This is a genomic window from Microcoleus pseudofavosus SVA1_A4 (genome assembly GCF_036700565.1).
Taxonomy (GTDB): domain Bacteria; phylum Cyanobacteriota; class Cyanobacteriia; order Cyanobacteriales; family Microcoleaceae; genus Microcoleus.
In genome coordinates, this window is record NZ_JAUBPE010000001.1 from 194628 (window position 1) to 209809 (window position 15182).

Annotated in this window: 17 protein-coding genes and 1 pseudogene; 5 read left to right on the forward strand and 13 right to left on the reverse strand. The window is 46.1% G+C overall.

Annotated elements, in window-relative coordinates:
- Positions 1-26 precede the first annotated feature (26 nt).
- On the reverse strand, positions 27-497 hold the full coding sequence (gene rpsG, locus QUA02_RS00855) for a 30S ribosomal protein S7 (RefSeq protein ID WP_006632196.1): 471 nt from the start codon (positions 495-497) through the stop codon (positions 27-29).
- A gap of 120 nt (positions 498-617) precedes the next feature.
- Positions 618-998 carry a 30S ribosomal protein S12 gene (gene rpsL, locus QUA02_RS00860; protein ID WP_006632197.1) on the reverse strand — a complete coding sequence of 127 codons (381 nt, stop codon included), beginning with the start codon at positions 996-998 and terminating at the stop codon, positions 618-620.
- Positions 999-1454: 456 nt separating this feature from the next.
- Between rpsL and QUA02_RS00865 the strand changes: the two genes are divergently transcribed.
- Entirely contained in the window at positions 1455-1658 is a 204-nt protein-coding gene (locus QUA02_RS00865; protein ID WP_332977663.1) for a hypothetical protein, read from the forward strand.
- A 177-nt stretch (positions 1659-1835) separates the two neighbouring features.
- A complete protein-coding gene (locus tag QUA02_RS00870) occupies positions 1836-2687 on the forward strand; it encodes an Npun_R2479 family HD domain-containing metalloprotein (protein ID WP_333024519.1) in 852 nt (283 codons plus the stop codon).
- A 174-nt stretch (positions 2688-2861) separates the two neighbouring features.
- Here QUA02_RS00870 and QUA02_RS00875 read toward each other — a convergent pair whose 3' ends face one another.
- From QUA02_RS00875 to QUA02_RS00920, 10 genes are all read right to left on the reverse strand, one after another.
- A complete protein-coding gene (locus QUA02_RS00875; RefSeq protein WP_333024521.1) occupies positions 2862-3377 on the reverse strand; it encodes a ferric uptake regulation protein in 516 nt (171 codons plus the stop codon).
- 134 nt (positions 3378-3511) lie between these two features.
- Complete coding sequence (locus QUA02_RS00880) at positions 3512-3865, reverse strand: hypothetical protein (RefSeq protein WP_333024522.1); 354 nt, start codon at positions 3863-3865, stop codon at positions 3512-3514.
- Positions 3866-3971: 106 nt separating this feature from the next.
- Entirely contained in the window at positions 3972-5465 is a 1494-nt protein-coding gene (locus tag QUA02_RS00885) for a chlorophyll a/b binding light-harvesting protein (protein WP_333024524.1), read from the reverse strand.
- A 22-nt stretch (positions 5466-5487) separates the two neighbouring features.
- Positions 5488-6558 carry a chlorophyll a/b binding light-harvesting protein gene (locus QUA02_RS00890; protein WP_333024526.1) on the reverse strand — a complete coding sequence of 357 codons (1071 nt, stop codon included), beginning with the start codon at positions 6556-6558 and terminating at the stop codon, positions 5488-5490.
- Positions 6559-7080: 522 nt separating this feature from the next.
- Positions 7081-7818: a two component system response regulator RpaA gene (gene rpaA / locus QUA02_RS00895; protein ID WP_333024544.1), complete on the reverse strand. Its 738-nt coding sequence runs from the start codon at positions 7816-7818 to the stop codon at positions 7081-7083.
- A gap of 603 nt (positions 7819-8421) precedes the next feature.
- Positions 8422-9384 carry an FTR1 family iron permease gene (locus QUA02_RS00900; RefSeq protein ID WP_333024529.1) on the reverse strand — a complete coding sequence of 321 codons (963 nt, stop codon included), beginning with the start codon at positions 9382-9384 and terminating at the stop codon, positions 8422-8424.
- Between the two features lie 184 nt (positions 9385-9568).
- A complete protein-coding gene (locus QUA02_RS00905; RefSeq protein ID WP_333024530.1) occupies positions 9569-10003 on the reverse strand; it encodes a ferritin-like domain-containing protein in 435 nt (144 codons plus the stop codon).
- A 131-nt stretch (positions 10004-10134) separates the two neighbouring features.
- Positions 10135-10443, reverse strand: a complete 309-nt coding sequence (locus tag QUA02_RS00910; protein WP_333024532.1) for a hypothetical protein — start codon at positions 10441-10443, stop codon at positions 10135-10137.
- Between the two features lie 149 nt (positions 10444-10592).
- Positions 10593-10766, reverse strand: coding sequence for a hypothetical protein (locus tag QUA02_RS00915; protein WP_333024533.1), 174 nt, complete (start codon positions 10764-10766; stop codon positions 10593-10595).
- Positions 10767-11093: 327 nt separating this feature from the next.
- Positions 11094-11609, reverse strand: a complete 516-nt coding sequence (locus tag QUA02_RS00920) for an SMI1/KNR4 family protein (RefSeq protein WP_333024534.1) — start codon at positions 11607-11609, stop codon at positions 11094-11096.
- Between the two features lie 762 nt (positions 11610-12371).
- Here QUA02_RS00920 and QUA02_RS00925 point away from each other — a divergent pair.
- The 3 genes from QUA02_RS00925 (at position 12372) to QUA02_RS00935 (ending at position 14774) form a co-directional block, all read left to right on the forward strand.
- The gene (locus tag QUA02_RS00925) at positions 12372-13298 is read left to right on the forward strand and encodes an energy-coupling factor ABC transporter permease (RefSeq protein WP_333024536.1); all 927 of its coding nucleotides are present in this window, start codon (positions 12372-12374) and stop codon (positions 13296-13298) included.
- Positions 13291-13947, forward strand: coding sequence for an energy-coupling factor transporter transmembrane component T family protein (locus QUA02_RS00930; RefSeq protein ID WP_333024537.1), 657 nt, complete (start codon positions 13291-13293; stop codon positions 13945-13947). The genes QUA02_RS00925 and QUA02_RS00930 overlap by 8 nt, the downstream gene beginning before the upstream one ends.
- Positions 13948-14039: 92 nt before the next feature.
- Positions 14040-14774 carry an energy-coupling factor ABC transporter ATP-binding protein gene (locus QUA02_RS00935; protein WP_333024539.1) on the forward strand — a complete coding sequence of 245 codons (735 nt, stop codon included), beginning with the start codon at positions 14040-14042 and terminating at the stop codon, positions 14772-14774.
- Positions 14775-14889: 115 nt separating this feature from the next.
- Here the strand turns inward: QUA02_RS00935 and QUA02_RS00940 are convergent.
- Positions 14890-15182 (reverse strand): annotated as a pseudogene (locus tag QUA02_RS00940) (hypothetical protein); the annotation flags it as partial.

A 15182-nucleotide genomic window follows, 5' to 3' on the forward strand; every position in this document is an offset into this window, starting at 1 on the left:
AATTAGACCTGCATTCGAGCTGGCAATTAGTAACGATAGTGAGCAAAAGCCTTGTTGGCTTCGGCCATGCGGTGGGTTTCTTCGCGCTTGCGAATGGCACTGCCTGTTTCGTTAGCTGCATCCATCAGTTCGTTTGCCAGCTTGGCGGCCATTGAGCGGCCGGTGCGAGCACGAGCAAATCTGATCAGCCAGCGGAGGGCGAGGGTGGTGCCGCGATCGGAACGCACTTCCATCGGCACTTGGTAGGTGGCGCCACCTACCCGGCGGGCTTTGACTTCGACCAGGGGTGTAGCGTTTTTGACTGCTTTTTCAAACAAGTCTAACGGTTCGGCCCCTGTCCGTTCTTGGATGGTTTTGAGGGCGTCGTAGACGATGCTGGAGGCCACGGATTTTTTGCCGTGCTGCATGATCCGTCTCACCATCATGCTTACCAACCGGCTGTTGTAGGTTGGATCTGGCGGAACTGGACGTTTTTGAATAACTGTGCGGCGAGACATAGTTCTATTTGGGATTTTTGATTTTGAATGATTGAATTTGGGGTTTTGGGCTTAAATATCGATCCCGGACGATCGGATTTATTTTTGCTTCCCAACCCCGACGATCGGGCGAGATCCGTGTTACTTTTTCTCTTTAGGACGCTTGGCCCCGTATTTGGAACGGCCCTGCTTGCGGTCTTTCACCCCGGCGGTGTCTAAGGTACCGCGAATAATGTGGTATCTAACTCCGGGCAAATCTTTTACCCGGCCGCCCCGGATCATTACTACCGAGTGTTCTTGCAAGTTGTGACCGATGCCGGGGATGTAGGCTGTCACTTCAAAACCAGAGGTCAGCCGTACCCGAGCCACCTTCCGCAGCGCCGAGTTTGGTTTTTTCGGGGTGGTCGTGTACACTCTGGTGCAAACTCCGCGGCGCTGGGGGCAACTCTTGAGAGCTGGCGATTTGGTTTTTTTCTGTGTTTGTTCCCGTGCTGAACGGATGAGTTGCTGAATAGTGGGCATGAGTTACGGCATTTCTAGCTTTTTGCTGAATATAGTGATTTGGCGGCATCCGCACTGAAAGTCCCTTCCCCTCTGGGGGGGACGGGATAAATGAAAATAATTATGGGTAAGTGAGGATACCAGACTCTATATAGTACACGACTCGACTTTTTTTGGCAAGGAATTTGCACGGCGGACGATCGAACTTCCTTCCTTGCTTCAAGTTTGGACTTGCGACCACAACGGGCGAATGGTATGTGACTTACTATAATTTAAGCGCAACTGTGATGCTTGTCACAGCGGCCAGCAAAATTTATGAAAAGCAAAATATCGCGATATTTCGCTCGAATGACCATTTTTCGGAGACGCCCATCAACTGTCTTTGTGCGATCGCATCACAGTCTCAGGCCGATCGATATCACATAAAGTTATCTAAAATTGCCGGATAATCAGAAATATACATTGAGTTGCCCGCAGATGAGAACCACAGCTTATAATCCTGAATATACAATTTCCGAACTTTACTTGAACATTTGGAAATCCGGTAAGATCGATCGAACTGTGTTCCACCAAATTCAATACGCAATTAATTCTCAGAGTTTAAGAAGTTCCGACGATCGAAAAATTGTCAGCAGGCTGCTCTATGCAGTGCGGCGGGGATGGCTGTCAGTCATGGACTGAATTGTTTGGGAATGTTGAGTGCGTTCCGTTGCTTCGGGACTCCCCAGGCGTAGCGCCGTCAATAAGTTTGGATTTGTGAGATTTGAGTTTTGAGTCAAAATCGCATCCCTAAAATTAGAGGGATTTAAAAAAGATTCACCGCTCTTGAAAGGCAATATTAAGGTAAAATGACTGGGTATGTTTAATTCTACAGAACTGCTGATCGAGGCTTTCATTAAACAACTTGAGAACGGGTACAGTCGCACTTACGGAGGCTACAAATCAGATTATGCCGACATTATTGCCTGGGTTGGGGCAATGGCCTTAGAAAACATAGCCAATAGCGACGCTCTTTATCACAATGTAGAACACGCCATTTGCATTACCTTAGTCGGTCAAGAAATCTTGCGGGGAAAACACATTCGCAAGGGCGGAGTATCCTGCGAAAACTGGCTGCACTACATCATTTCTTTGCTGTGCCAAGATATCGGATATGTCAAAGGAGTTTGCCGGCAAGACCAAGAATCAGAAGGATTGTATGCTACGGGAAAAGATGGCATGAGAATTGTACTTGCTCCCGGTGCAACAGCCGCCAGCCTAGCTCCTTACCGAGTGGACAGAGCAAAACTTTTCATTGACGAACGCTTTGGCAACCACAAGCTAATTAATGCTGAAATAATTAAGCAAAACATAGAACAGACTCGTTTCTCGGTGCTTGACGGCAACACTGACGAAGATGCAGTTAATTATTCTAGTTTAGTTCGCGGTGCAGACTTGATAGGTCAGCTCAGTAACCCGCAATATTTGCAGAAAATTGGCGCGCTGTTTTACGAGTTGGAAGAAAGTGGCGCTACTAAAGTTTTGGGCTACCGACATCCGGGCGACTTGCTGCAAAGCTACTCTAAGTTTTACTGGAGCGGCATTTATCCTCACATCAGCGAATCTCTCGGTTACTTGCAGTTGACGCAGGAAGGCAAACAGATTGTTGCTAGTTTGTACGCTAACGTATTTCGGATGGAACACCAACGTTGCGATTCTGAGGTTGCTTGATTGCGAAGTATTTTGCTGTAGAACTGATACACTTGCTCCTCAACAAAGGAGCTTTTTTTGAACCCTGCCGTTTCAGTCTGAAATTAACGGCAAATTACTTACGATATTTGCGATTTCAATGTTTATTGTTAATAACAAAAGTGTGACGTAAACATATTAAACTAAATATTCTTCCTAACTCATCTCATCCTCTATTTCCGAATGATATCTGGGACAGAACCAATTGCTGGGAACTAAAGAAGGCCATCCCTCCCGCAGCGCTTCCAAACAAACAGCGCGCACAGTTAACTGACAGTCAAGCAATTCTACACCAGCTTTTTCAACTTGCTTTTTGCCAATTTTCAAAATCGATTCATCACTAAATTCAAAAGTCTTGTGACACTGAATGCAAACCAGGTGATGATGGTGGTGCAATTCAGGCAAATTTAGTTCGTAATGTTTATGTCCTTCTGCTAATTCTAGTTCGCGCAAAATCCCAATTCTTGCTAATAAATGCAGAGTTCTATACACAGTAGATAAGCCAATTCGTTCTCCTTGATTCTGTAAAGTTTTATATAACTCTTCTGCACTCAAATGATTGCCTTGTCGCAAATTTTGAAAAACACTCAAAATAGTTTCTCGCTGGGGAGTCAGGCGGCAGCCTCTCTGGTTGAGTTCGACTTTGAGTGAGTTAGCGCTGTATAAATTCATATTTGTGAAGGAATAAAGAAGAAGGAAGTTCGGCAACGGATTCTGTAACGGATTTAAGGGATGTTAGGAAGAAGGAAACAAGATGAGGGATGAGGAGGGTAGTACCTGTGGCTACCCTACAAATTGTTCGCAATTCATAATTGAGGGCTATAGGCGCTTGTTCCTGTTGCTAAAGGTGTAACTAGAGGATTGGTTGTCGGTATTTCCCTGTAAGGTTTGTGAAGTCGGGAGCAATGTTGCTGACAGGAATTGGCAAAACAAGTTTTCGGTTCAAAGTCAGTACAGCCGATCGCATCTTCAGTACAAGCAACACACGGCCGCACAGTACACTTGAGGCGGTAGTCATTAGTAAAAAACTCGCAATCCGAACACGGAATTTGATGCAGTCGCCGAATTTGATGGACTCCTTCTCGCAGCGCTACTGCAACACTCCACGAAAACAGAACCATCACAGTCACGATACAGAAACAGCAAATAAAAACAGTCATAGAGAGATTTTCTCAACAGTACATACAAATTCCGAACTGAGCCAATTTAAGCAAGAAAGTTGAACTTTGTTTCTTGCTTAAATTGGATTCAGATGCTATTTTAACCTCAGTTCACAACACCTCGGAAAATTGCATCAATGCCAGCAAAATTGTCTAGCAGCAAATAGGCAAGGAAAGCTCCGCTCGCACCCCCCATCACCAAACCGCCCCGGAATAAACTCCAATCTTCCGACGTTTTGTGCCAGTAAAGAACTTTACCTGTTTCGATGTTCCGATTCTCGTAAATCGAGAGGCCCATTGCCAAAATCAAGACTAATGCCAGAGTTATCAGCAATGCTGCCAGCGGTGCTAAACCTTTTTCTTGCAAAGGCAGCAATACTGCAAAAGCTCCTACCAGGAAATAGCCGTGAGCCAAGCTAACTTCTAATCCCCTGACTATGGGAGACAATCCTTTGCGGTAAATCGGCAAATTCCGCAAAAAAGTTACAGTCACATCCGAAAAACTCACTGCTGTTGCCGCAGGTTGAGCTTGAAGCCGATCGGACTTTTCAACCTTGCTGGCAGTTGCCGTTACAAATTCGCCCGATCGAAAATCAAACCCCGCCGCTTTTGTCCGAACGCGCAGCGCGTGCCAAATGTGACCGGAAAGCGCCAAAATCGCTAAAACAAAGTGAGTTGTTGCCAGCCAAGTCCGCGACGAAACTACTGTGGCTTCCGGGCCGGTCAAACCCACAGGGCCGTAGAAAACCTCTGGATAAACCGTGTCATTTACAGTCACGAAGTAGGCGGCCAAAAAGCCCATATAAGCCAGAGCGCCCAAACTGTAAGAAAGGTAAGCTTCCCCAGACCAAAACAGCACTCGCTGGGCCCAAGCAAAAGGCTTGGTAAAGATATGCCAGAAACCGCCAAGAATGCAGAGCAAGCCAACATAAATGTGACCGCCGACAACATCTTCTAAGTTGTCAACTGCTGCCATTCCTTCCGGGCCGTGTACGGGCAAGAGATAGCTAAAAATGCGGGCGGGATTGAGCGTCGGCTCGCTAATTATCCGCACGTCAGCAACGTGGGGATCGTAAAGACCGCCCCAAAATAAGGCTTTAGCTACTAACAACCAAGCACCAGCACCTAACAGCAATAGGTGAATGCCGATGATGGTTGTCATCTTGTCTTTGTCTTCCCAGTTGTAGCCGAAAGAACCAAAGAAAGTTTTATTTTGCGGCAATACTTTCGGGCCGAGCAAGGAATGGTAAAGCCCGCCTGCACCGAGAACGGTAGAGCTAATTAGATGCAAAACTCCGATGACGTAGTAGGGATAGGTATCAATAATTTGACCTGCTTTTCCTACTCCAAAACCCAAACTTGCCAAGTGCGGCAGCAGGATTAAACCTTGGTCGTACATCGGCAACTCAGGGTTGAAATTCGAGAGTTCAAACAGGGTCATTGCCCCGGCCCAGAGTACGATTAAACCTGCGTGAGCTACGTGAGCTCCCAAAATTCGCCCTGAAAGGTCAATGAAGCGGGCGTTGCCGGCCCACCAGCCGTACTCGCTTTGTGGGTTGTCCGGTTCTGGAATTAAATTCGGATCTGCTATTCCTTGCATTTTTGTTTTCCTCCTGATGCGGTTAACTGGCTGGACTGGCTGCAATTGGGCCGCCCCCTGGCTGGATGTCTTCGCGCATTGGCTGCACGACTTTGCCTTTGCGGAAGTCAAATCCTGCGGCTCGCAGGGCGTGCCAAAAATGTCCTTGCAGGACGAAGAAGGCGAGCCAGAAGTGGGTGTTAGCCAACCAGACGCGGGAGGTCAGCATTCCTTGGTTGTGGAAGTAGGGAAACTGCTCGAAGCCGATTTTTAGGGCCGGCCCGTAGAATTCCTCTGGGTAGACTAGGGTGTTGACCGACACAAAGTAGGTGGCGATGAAGCCCATTAAGGCTAGTGCGCCGAGACTGTAGGAGAGGTAAGCTTCTCCTGACCAGATGAAAAGGCGCTCCGTCCAAGCAAAAGGCTGGGTGCGAATGTGCCACAGGCCGCCGACTATGCAGAGGATTCCTACCCAAATATGTCCGCCGACAACATCTTCGAGGTTGTCAACCGCGGCGAGCCAGTGTTTGCCACCTGCACCGAACAGGTAGCCGAAAATGACAGCGGGGTTGAGTGTGGGTTCCGAAATTACCCGCACTTGCCCGATCGTGGTATCATATAAACCACCGAAATACATAGCTTTGGCCACCAACAAGAAGGCACCGATACCCAGCAAAACTAGGTGGATGCCCAAGATGGTGGTCATTTTGTCTTTGTCTTCCCATCTGTAGCCGAAGAAAGGAGTTCTTTCTTCGAGGGTTTGTGGCCCTTTGAGGGAGTGGAAGATGCCACCGAAGCCGAGAAAGGCTGAGCTGATTAGGTGTACCACACCAATCTGAAAGTATGGATAGGTATCGACTATTTTGCCTCCGGCTCCGACACCGAAGCCGAGTCTGGCTAGGTTGGGCAGCAGAATTAAGCCTTGTTCGTACATGGGCAATTCTGGGTTGAAGCGCGAAAGCTCAAACAGAGTGTAGGCTCCCGCCCAGAGGACGATGAGGCCGGAGTGGGCGACGTGAGCACCCAGCAAACGACCGGAAAGGTTAATTAAGCGGGCGTTTCCGGCCCACCAGGGAAAGGTTTCTCCTTCGGCTGGGAAGGATTTTTTGGCCATGCTTGTCACGGCGAGTTACCTCTTGAGAAAGATGTCAATTTAGTCTTAAGCTTGTGCTGCTTATTGATATAGATAATCAACAATTTTGCTGGCTGAGTCAAGTCTTTTTGATAAAATATTTCATTAAGTTTGGTTTAGATATGTAACGCGGTTGCCAAAAAGGCTCTGTAGTAAGGGTTTTAGGGAGTCTGGGCGATCGGCTGGCACAAGTTTTCTTAGTGGCGCAGGTTGCCAGCGAGTAAATATTTCTGGATTTATTGATAAATAATTTTACTAAGGTGCAGGAGCAGAATGAGATATAAAGTCCTGGACGCACACCCAGGAAAGAAACTGGGTTTTTTAGGGAATCTTGGGGTTTGAACGAAGTATTGTCGTCAAAAACCCGGTTTCTGAACCCCGACGCACACCCAGGACTGATATAGCAACCGCCAAGGCTGTATTTCAATTTAAAAGCCTGAGAACACTTGTTCTCAGGCTTTTCTAGCTGGATTTTTAACTGCTTGTTGCATCTGGCGTGCTAGCTCAAGCAGAGGATTTGGTTTCCTCGGCTACTTGCTCGTTGCTGGGCAACTCCAGGCAATAACCGGCCCCGTATACTGTTTTGATGTACCGAGGATGGCGGGGATCGGGTTCCATCTTAGTTCTTAGGTGTCTGATATGTACGCGAATTGTTTCGATGTCGTCGTCGGGGTCGTAACCCCACACTTCTTTGAGAATTTCGCTGGGAGAGACTGTCTGACCGTGGCGCTGGAGCAAGCAGTGCAGCAACTCGAACTCTAGGTGAGTCAGTTTGACGGTATTAATGTACCAAACGGCTTCAAACCTTTCGGGGACAAGGGTCAGCGGGCCGTAATTCAGGATTTCGGAGTGTTTGGCAGCTTGGGGGATGCGGTCTGTGCGCCTCAGCAAGGCTCGCACTCGCGCCAGCATCTCTTCTAGTTCAAAGGGTTTGGTCAGGTAGTCGTCGGCGCCGGAGTTGAAGCCTTCTACTTTGTCTTGAGTTTGACTTAAGGCTGTCAACATCAAAACGGGAATGTCGGATGTGCGATCGTCACGCCGCAAACGCTGACACACTGTGAATCCATCTACTCTAGGCAGCATCAGGTCTAGCACGATCAGGTCGGGGAGCATTTGTATGGCTAGTGCCTGACCTTTGATGCCGTCTTCAGCCTGGGTGACTTCGTAGCCAGCCATTTCTAGGTTGACTGCTACGAGTTCGGCGATCGCCGCGTCATCATCAATAACAAGTATCCGAGGCATCATTATTTATCTCACCGCTAACCGAATGGCAGAGCCTACAGCCTTCTGGGGGTTCCAGGTAACTTTAACGAACAATTTTTTAATTTTAAGCTTCATTAAGGATTATAAGGTTCATTAAGAACTTTCCGATCTCTGTAAATATTCTTGTACTAATTATAAGCCCTAGTAGCGCCTATCAGAAAACTGTTCGTCAAAAATCTTGCTGGGGGCCGATTTTTTGCCGACAAACAACAAGAGCTTCAACTTCAGCCGGGTGCGCCTGCGACTTCACAGAATGACTCTAGCGGTAGCCCGCGTCTTGGAAATCCCTGTTAACGGTTAACTGTTAATTTTTAAACTTTGTTACTTTTTTTATTAAAAAAATTTATTTTTTTTTGAGGGTAGCGCTTGCTTTTTTGGGCTATTGACGGTATTATTAAATAATAGAAATATAAGCATTTATAAAAAAAATAAGCTATATTTCGATTATCTAATCGTATCAGAAAAAAGTCAAAGAGTCAATCCCGCAACCTTAAAATATTGGGCCGATTTTTTGTGCAAGGGGGGCCAATTTTAGGCTCGCCCTAGAAGCAGCCAAACAACGGATAAAAACCGATCGCACAGCTACTGAGGGCGAGTGGGCGCTCGAGCTGGCTGAGTATTTTTGATCGGAACAGTTGCTTGAGGGCGTAATTTTTGGAAATAAAGACGGCCGATGGTGGCTAAGAATATTGTGTAAGCCGCCGCTTGGACGAAATAAAGTCGATCTCTGTACCCAAACAGTGCTTTGAGAATCACTCCCGGAAATTGCCGATCGGGCAAAACTGCCTCTGCATTCCACACGAGGGGCCCTAAAATACAGGAGTGGAGTTGTGCAGTGCGATCGAAATAAACACAAATAGGTGCATACTTGCTATCCGTTTGCGACAAAATGGCAGCCGCTTGGTCAAAATGTTTCAGCGCCGATACTGCCAAACCTGCTACGATTAACAGCAACAAAATCCCCATAAACTTGAAAAATAGGCGGATATCAATTTTTACGCCCCACTTAAATAGTAGCGCCCCAATTATTGCCGCCCCAGTCAAACCGCCCAAAGCTCCCAAAGCGGGACTCAAACCTTGTTGAAACTGAGCGCTGACAAATAAAACTGTTTCAAAACCTTCGCGAAGTACGGCGATAAAAATTAAGCCGAATACGCCCCAGCCAGCATTAGTATTTTCTTTCAAAGCTGCTGTAACTGCCCCTTCCACTTCAGCTTTGAGAAAGCGGGCTTGCTGAGTCATCCAAATGAGCATCCAGCTTAGCATTACTATGGCAACAATTCCCAGAGAACCTTCGAGCAGTTGCTTAATTACTGGTGCGTAAGGCTGATTTGATGTTGAGAGCGCGTGGAGCAACTGATTGAATAATACACCTACACAAGCGCTAGCAGCAATGCCGGCTGCGATACCTGTATAAACCCAAGAATTGAGGTGACTTTGCTCTGATTTTTTTAAGCAAGCTAGGACAATTCCCACGACTAAAGCGGCTTCAACGCCTTCGCGGAGGGTAATTACACAAGTTGGGATGGCTTCACTAAAATTCATTTTTTGATAACAGCTAATTTGTAGTTAGTCCTTAGTCCTGAGCAACTTTTATTTGAGCGCTGGCAGAATATCAAGTTATTGAACCGCGAAGGCGCGAAGGACGCGAAGGAATAGAAAGAAGAGAAGGATCGGGTACTCTTAAGGCGGTTCGGGAGTGACTAAGGACTAAGGACTAATGACTAAATCAACTATAATCCCGCAGCATTTTTTTTAGTTCTACTTGGTGCAATTCTTCTTGTCCAATGAGATTGCGGGCGTATTCTTCCAAATAAACGCTGGAGTTTGTCACTACTTCAAGTAAGGATTTATACTTTTTGAGGGCTTTTTTCTCGTGATTTAAACTTTCTTCCAACAAGTCTCTTATCGAATGTTTGTAGGTTTCTTCGATGGGAGCAATTTTCTGGCTGGGATGCCCGTCTAAACCTGTTAAAATTTCTCCGGCTTGTTGGGCGTGCAGTAGGGATTCCGTTGCTTGTGCTTGAAAAAACTGCACGATGGGAATCCGGTTTGGCCCTGTCACCATGAGTGCATAGTGGGTGTAGCGCACGACTCCTGCTAGTTCCCATTCCATGATGGTGCATAGCAGTTCTTGGGTTTTTTTCTCGTCAAGTTCTTTCATTTGTTGTTTTAGATGTAGAATACCCTACAGGGCGTTGCTTATAATATCACATTTAAGTTAAAAAGTAAAATTAAGGCGCACAGTTTGCACCTTACCGGATAGGTGTTGTATGTGAGTTACAGGTTAACTTCTCAGGTTCCAGTAGGAGCAAATACTACAGTAAACTTAGCGACTGATGGTGCAATACTGCTGTTGCTAGTCTCGGCAGATTTGAGCAGATTTGGCAAAGGAGTTTGTTGGGTATAATCCTTGGCTGGTTGATTCAGGGGATCGAAATTGCCGATCGCCCCTTCTTGACTGACGCTGACCCGATAGACTAGATTTTGAGTGAAAGTAGGGCTAGTTTGCCAAGTCTGATTTATGCGATCGTAGACTTTCAGGGCTAACTCATCTAGTTTAACGCGATCGGTAATTTCTGCTGTCTGATTTGTTCCATCCACCGCCTGAACTTCCTGCTTACCTGCTGATACAGGTGCAGCTTAGACAGTCCGATCTGTAGGGCTACTCACAATAGCCGTTTCAGTAGACGTATTAGTCAAACGTACAACGTCTGGAGACTTGTTAGGCAATTTTTTTTTGCTGTCAACAGCTAAACTGAAATTATTTGCAGCCGGAAACGCACTGCTACTGACAATAGCTGATTGAGCCACCCCTTAGCAACAGCATTCGCGGGATTTTGCCACTCGATTGTCAAAGACTTGACGTGAAAACCGCGAAACTTTTCTTTTTGGCTAACGCGCCACATTGCGATGGGAAAAGTCAATCGATTTTAGATTTTAGAGTTTAGATTTTAGATTAGACCTCTTGCAAAAATAATTAGGACGGGCCAGATGCCCATCCCACAAGAAAAAATACAGCATATTCCAGGTTCATGAAGTACACTATAAAGCTATATTATGTGGTGTTAATCTGTAGGGTGCGTCGCTGCTTCATATTTGATAAAACTTGCAGATTGTGGAGGGCGACGCACCTTACACGGGCGATAGCTTGCATTGTGTACCACATATACATGGAATATGCTGTAACTCTTGTGGGATGGGCATCTTGCCCGTCCCATCAATTAATGAAAAGGATTTTTGCAAGAGGTCTATTATTCTTGCAACCTTTTGGCTATCCCAGCTTCTTGTTCTAATAATTCTTCTAAAAATTTACTGAGGCTAGAAGAGAGTTTTTTGAAAGGAACTGGAGCGTATGGGACTCCTGCCCCACCCTCGTTATAACCATAAACGGGTGGATCGTCGCCCTCGGAAGCTGTGAAAAACCAAAATACATAACCTTGATGCATCAAAAATACGAATGCGTCTTTTGGAAGTGGTTCAGGAAACTCATTCCTCTCCAAAAGTTCTTCAGCTCCTTCTCGAAGTTCTGAAAGATCGTCATAAGAACCGTTAGAACCTTGAAGAAGTCCTCCGGCGCAAACGCCTCCCCACAGTAGAAACTCTTTATAAGCCATAGGAAGAATTAGCCCATATTGTCGTTCAAGGGAGTAGATTTGTTCCTCCCTACAGGGCAATAATTTGTATGGAAATAAATGCTGTAACTCTGCAAACCGTGCTTTAAATTTCTCAAGATACATAATTTTTATCAACTTTGGTAAATTCTCCACAATCCTAGCTAGCTTGATTATAGCAAGCTTAGATAATTTATAGCATTTCTCAGATAGATGAGGTATGTAATAAGGCTTGAAAGTCCCGATATTCAGGGAATCTCGTGCACCTCATCTTTTTAAGAAAGGCTATATGTAAAAGCATTGTACTTGTATAACAAAGCTTTAGTCGGTGCTGGAAAAATGTGCAAGTTTCATTGTTATTTTTATGTGTGATTCCATTAGACCTCTTGCAAAATAATTTTGTGCTACTATCGAAAGTTTAGACTATTTTATAATCTAGCAGGCTGGGCAAGTTCAAGGAGATGACAATCAACCCAATAATTCAAAGTTTGACCTAAACTTGAGCAAATTTTTAAGGATAACACATATTTTTTTGGCAAGAGGTCTAATCTGTAAACAAATATTGATAATTCTTATCAAAAAGCTTCTATAGCAATCCTAAATCATTTGTGAATTTCTTACTCCCTGCCCTTGGTAAGGGGAGGGTTGGGGTGGGGTAAAAAATTTACGACTCCTGCAAGGATTGCTATATGTGGGGGTTGTCGGTCAAATATCCGAATAATTCTTCAGAATCATTTAATGTAAAATTTCTCATCCTCAAAATTCTGCCCGTGAGGCGCTAATCTATATCGAATAAGCGATCGCCCGCTGCAAATCCCCCGATCGCCCGCCGGCACGAATACCCCCATAGGGGATTGTAAATTTTTGTAAAAAATAGTTGACTAAAAGGTTGGAAGTTCTCTCGTTTGGGATACATCAATGCACATACCTGATGGTTTTCTTTCACCTCCAGTAGCCATTGCCACTGGCATAGCAAGTGCAGCAGTAATTGCAATTGCCCTAAATCGAACCCGCGCCAGTCTTGGACTGCGGCAAGCCCCAATCATGGGCTTAACCACAGCTTTCGTGTTTGCTGCCCAGATGATTAACTTTCCGGTAGCCGGCGGTACCAGCGGGCACTTGTTGGGAGGGGCGCTGGCATCCGTCGTTTTGGGGAGCCCTTGGGCGGCAACTCTGGCGATGAGCACGGTTTTTATAATTCAAAGCGTCTTGTTTGCCGACGGGGGCATCACCGCCCTGGGAGCCAATATTTTTAACATGGGGCTAGTTGGCATTTGGGTGGGCTGGTGGCTGTTGCAGCCGTTGCAGCAACTCTTGGGAGGTTCCCGAAATCGTTTGCCCTTAGCCGCGGGCATCGCCGCCGCCCTCAGCGTCGTTGCTGCTTCTATTTGTGTGGCGATCGAACTCGCAATTTCTGGTACAGTACCGCTGAATATCGCATTGCCAGCAATGGTAGGCGTACATATTTTAATTGGTATTGGCGAAGGGATAATTACAGGGGGCGTTTTAACTTATCTCGTCAAAGTGCGGCCGGATTTACTGCCGGGAGAACAGCCGCAATTGCAGAAATGGGTAGTGCCAGTAATCGGGGTGTTATTAATTTCGGGCGTGCTTTCGCTGTTCGCTTCAAGTTGGCCTGACGGGTTAGAAGCGGTAGCCGAAAAATACGGCTTTAAAGATAAAGAAGCTGTGGCGATCGAAAATCCAAGTCCTCTAGCTGGTTACGGTGTTAAAGGATTAGAAGAACAGCCTATAGGTACTAGCATTGCTGGAGTTTTAGGCTCTGCTGTCTGTTTCGGCGCGGCTTTTGGGATTGCTCAGTTGGTTAAACCTAAAAATGCTTAAATTCTCCATACCTTTTCGATTGCGCCTGTCTTTGACAATTGTCATCGGTATTGGTTTTATGAAGACAGGCGCTTGGCTGTGGCTGGGGATTTATGGGGCGATCGCACTTTTTTGGTCGTTTTGGCTCAGGGCTCCGGTGCGAACCCTAGCGCAACTGTTGGGAGCAGAATTGCTTTTTCTCTCCTTATTAGTGTTGCCCCAAGGTTGGGAACGCGCCAGTTTTCTGTTGCTGCGCTCCCTAATTTGCCTGCTAATTATGAACAGTTTTCTGCTAACTTTGCCGCCCCACAGTTTCGGAATCGCCCTCAAAGGATTGCCCTTACCATCCGGTTTGCAAGAGATTGTACTTTTAGCGGGACAATACTTAGAAATCCTGCTGACCGAAGTCAACCGCATGAAAATATCCGCCCAACTCCGAGGCTTGTCCGGCGCCGGAGGATGGCTGCGCTACGCCAGTGCTTCCATGATCGGAGCCCTTTATTTGCGAAGTCTCGATCGGGCGGAAAGAGTTCATGCAGCCATGCTAATTCGCGGCTATCAAGGAAGTTTGCCAGCCGACTCAAAATCGACACCAAAAGAGCGACTCTGGCTCACAGTCACAATTGTAACCGCAGCCGGATTAACAATAGCCTCTTACCGTAACTGGTAACTTTTTGCAGAATCCCTTCCCCTCCCCTCTCTGCGCTCTCTGCGCCCTCTGCGGTTAAAAACTCTTAATCCAAAAATCGAGGCCAATAAAAATTGACTAATCTCAAAGTGATGCCAACAATTGAAGTACAAGACTTAGTATTCGGATATCCGCAGCAAAAACCAGTGTTGCAAGGAATTTCCTTCACCTTACAACCCGGAGAAAGAGTTGCTCTACTAGGTTTAACTGGCGCTGGAAAAAGCACTTTACTCGAAAACTTAATCGGCTTAAAAATGCCTCAATCCGGCGAGATTAGAGTGCGGGGAAAAAAGCTGGAAGAGGCGACTTTATCGCAGGCGCGCAGGCAGATTGGATTTTGTTTTCAAGACGCTAACGACCAGCTATTTATGCCGACTATTTTAGAGGATGTAATGTTCGGGCCGCGCAATTACGGAGTGCCACCGGGAGTTGCGCGCGATCGAGCTTTAGCCCTATTAGACGAATTCGGTTTAGTAGAATTTGCCAACCGTTCGGCCCACGAACTTTCGGGAGGTCAAAGAAGGTTAGCAGCATTAGCAGCAATTTTAGCATTAGAGCCGGCAATTTTGATTTTAGACGAGCCGACCAACGGACTAGACCCCTCGTGGCGGCGTCACTTGGCTAAGGTTTTGTCCCAATTGCCGATCGAGGTAATTTTGATCGCGTCCCACAATTTGAATTGGATCGGGAAAACGACTCAAAGGGCGTTAGTTTTGGCTGACGGTCAGATTCAGGTCGATCGAGAAACGCAAGAATTGCTCAAAGATCGATCGACTCTTGAATATTACAATTTGCCGCCAGACTGGTAATTAGCCATTAGTCATTAGTGCTGTACATAAAGCGGTCATAACTGCAAGTGATTGCTTTCCTTCGGCTTGCTCTGCTAACGCTTCGGTTGCAATGACAGGCAATATATATCTGTAATTAAAGCTCGAATTTGCGAACTGCTTCATTATAAAAATGAATAGCTAAATCGCGAATAATTTCTTCATTTTGAAAATCATTTCCTAACTTCTCTTTCGCCGTTAAAACACACATTTTCATCAACTCGGATGAACTTTCGATGTGAAGCGCGATCGCACTTTGGTTTTGTTGAAACCCGACCTCGATTTCCGCCAGCATTTTGACCGATTGATAATTACTGTAGTTTAGACTAACCAAAGATGAGAACGGTGGCAAAAGAAGAACTAGAGCCACCGCGCTGGGAGAGAATGAGG

Excerpts from the sequence above, each read along its gene's own strand:
- rpsG (WP_006632196.1), bottom strand. The coding sequence starts at position 497 with ATGTCTCGCCGCACAGTTATTCAAAAACGTCCAGTTCCGCCAGATCCA.
- rpsL (WP_006632197.1), bottom strand. The coding sequence starts at position 998 with ATGCCCACTATTCAGCAACTCATCCGTTCAGCACGGGAACAAACACAG.
- QUA02_RS00865 (WP_332977663.1), top strand. The coding sequence starts at position 1,455 with ATGAGAACCACAGCTTATAATCCTGAATATACAATTTCCGAACTTTAC.
- QUA02_RS00870 (WP_333024519.1), top strand. The coding sequence starts at position 1,836 with ATGTTTAATTCTACAGAACTGCTGATCGAGGCTTTCATTAAACAACTT.
- QUA02_RS00875 (WP_333024521.1), bottom strand. The coding sequence starts at position 3,377 with ATGAATTTATACAGCGCTAACTCACTCAAAGTCGAACTCAACCAGAGA.
- QUA02_RS00880 (WP_333024522.1), bottom strand. The coding sequence starts at position 3,865 with ATGACTGTTTTTATTTGCTGTTTCTGTATCGTGACTGTGATGGTTCTG.
- QUA02_RS00885 (WP_333024524.1), bottom strand. The coding sequence starts at position 5,465 with ATGCAAGGAATAGCAGATCCGAATTTAATTCCAGAACCGGACAACCCA.
- QUA02_RS00890 (WP_333024526.1), bottom strand. The coding sequence starts at position 6,558 with ATGGCCAAAAAATCCTTCCCAGCCGAAGGAGAAACCTTTCCCTGGTGG.
- rpaA (WP_333024544.1), bottom strand. The coding sequence starts at position 7,818 with ATGCCTCGGATACTTGTTATTGATGATGACGCGGCGATCGCCGAACTC.
- QUA02_RS00900 (WP_333024529.1), bottom strand. The coding sequence starts at position 9,384 with ATGAATTTTAGTGAAGCCATCCCAACTTGTGTAATTACCCTCCGCGAA.
- QUA02_RS00905 (WP_333024530.1), bottom strand. The coding sequence starts at position 10,003 with ATGAAAGAACTTGACGAGAAAAAAACCCAAGAACTGCTATGCACCATC.
- QUA02_RS00925 (WP_333024536.1), top strand. The coding sequence starts at position 12,372 with ATGCACATACCTGATGGTTTTCTTTCACCTCCAGTAGCCATTGCCACT.
- QUA02_RS00930 (WP_333024537.1), top strand. The coding sequence starts at position 13,291 with ATGCTTAAATTCTCCATACCTTTTCGATTGCGCCTGTCTTTGACAATT.